Raw genomic sequence first — 1,458 nt, 5'->3', positions numbered from 1 at the left:
GCAAGCCATTTGCCTGTGTTGACTACAAAGCTGTGGTGGTCGCTGCGGTCGGTGGCCTGGCATTTGGTGGTGCGGCAGCTGCCAAAGCTTATAAGATGTGGAAGGCTAAGAAGAAGGGGTCAAAGGGTGGACTTAGGGAAGCGGACAATATTGCCAATGGACCTAAGCTTGCGAACCAATTAACACTTGAGTCAGCCAATTCGCCGTTTACTAAAAGCGGTAAATTAACTGACGGGGCAATCAAAGGCTCTCGTGAAATAATTCCAGCATCGTCGATCAACAACCCCGCAATACCCAAAGGATTCAGTAAATATAGTACTGAGACTTTTCAAAGTCCTTCAGGAAATTTTCAAACTCACTTTTATAAAAACTCTAAGACTGGCGAAGTCTTCTATAGTAAAGATTATAAGGTGATTTTTAACTCTAAATCAGGTGGTTAAGTATGAAAGTTCGGTGTATAAAGCTTTTAGATGAAAGTACGGGAGATACCCTAGAAACAAGCTCATGGTTATCGTTGGAAAGCGTTTACCATGTTTTATCTGTTAATATGGAAGATGGAGCGGCAGTTAAATTTCAATTAATGAGTGATAATGGAACGCCCGCTTTCCATAACGCAAATCAGTTTGAAATTGTGAGTAATATAATCCCTGCAAGATGGGTAATTAATTTTGTTGCCGGGTCGCATGTAGAACTTTCTCCGAAGCTTTGGTCTGAGCCAGGCTTTTGGGAAAGTTACTTTGATGGAGAGCCAGAAGCTGTAAGTTTATTTGATACTGAAAAGGAGATCATCTTCCAAGAGTAGAATTTAGAATACCATTATTAATGCCCGCATTTTGAAGTGAATGTAGTTGCGGATATACAGCTGCATAGTTCTACTACTGGGCTGTACTAGGTTGGTTGGAGTTAAATGACTAGATATTGGATATCCGACAAAGATAGTTCTAAGACAGGCTTCCTTTTGGGAGCTTTGTTGAGACTCATTATTAATTTTATAGATTGCAAGGTACAAAAGGCTTTTGTTCATCGGGCTGAAGGGTACGGTGAAAAAATATCGTTATGGGATGACTTACTATTTTATCCAGACGATAAAGTGTCCGTTTCTTATAAAGAGATTACGGAACTTTTGGATTGCGAAGAAGAAACCCTCTACTGGCTAGACGTTGAATTCGAGCTTTCTAATGGCAAGAAAATGTCATTTGGCCTTCATGATAGCAGCTCAATGTATGTAGAGTGTTCGGACGATATCAGAGATTTATTAGATAACAAGTTTGAGGATGTTAAGGTTAGGCTATAAAACTCTAGCCAATTTTCGTTGGTCACTGCAGTTTAGAGTGTAACTCCCCCATAAACTGCAACAGTTCTTGAGTAGAATTTCCATTAACAAAAGAAGGAAGTTTTACGATGAGAAAAAGCAAGTTCACCGAGTCACAAATTGTTGCCATGATCAAAGAAGCTGAA

Annotated in this window: 3 protein-coding genes; all 3 read left to right on the top strand. The window is 39.8% G+C overall.

Annotated features, from left to right (window positions below; all coding sequences use genetic code 11):
- Positions 1–440 (top strand): hypothetical protein (locus tag IY568_RS24355; protein WP_228553566.1); only part of this gene is annotated, 440 nt, incomplete at its 5' end.
- 2 nt (positions 441–442) lie between these two features.
- On the top strand, positions 443–802 hold the full coding sequence (locus IY568_RS24350) for a hypothetical protein (RefSeq protein ID WP_194868964.1): 360 nt from the start codon (positions 443–445) through the stop codon (positions 800–802).
- A 105-nt stretch (positions 803–907) separates the two neighbouring features.
- Complete coding sequence (locus tag IY568_RS24345) at positions 908–1,294, top strand: hypothetical protein (protein ID WP_194868963.1); 387 nt, start codon at positions 908–910, stop codon at positions 1,292–1,294.
- Positions 1,295–1,458: the final 164 nt, after the last annotated feature.

This window comes from Pseudoalteromonas sp. PPB1 (assembly GCF_015356275.1).
Lineage (GTDB): Bacteria > Pseudomonadota > Gammaproteobacteria > Enterobacterales > Alteromonadaceae > Pseudoalteromonas > Pseudoalteromonas rubra_D.
This window is presented reverse-complemented; position numbering and strand designations above follow the sequence as displayed.

Bases quoted from the DNA above. Each gene is read 5' to 3' on its own strand.
- IY568_RS24350 (WP_194868964.1), top strand. From the start codon at position 443: ATGAAAGTTCGGTGTATAAAGCTTTTAGATGAAAGTACGGGAGATACC.
- IY568_RS24345 (WP_194868963.1), top strand. From the start codon at position 908: ATGACTAGATATTGGATATCCGACAAAGATAGTTCTAAGACAGGCTTC.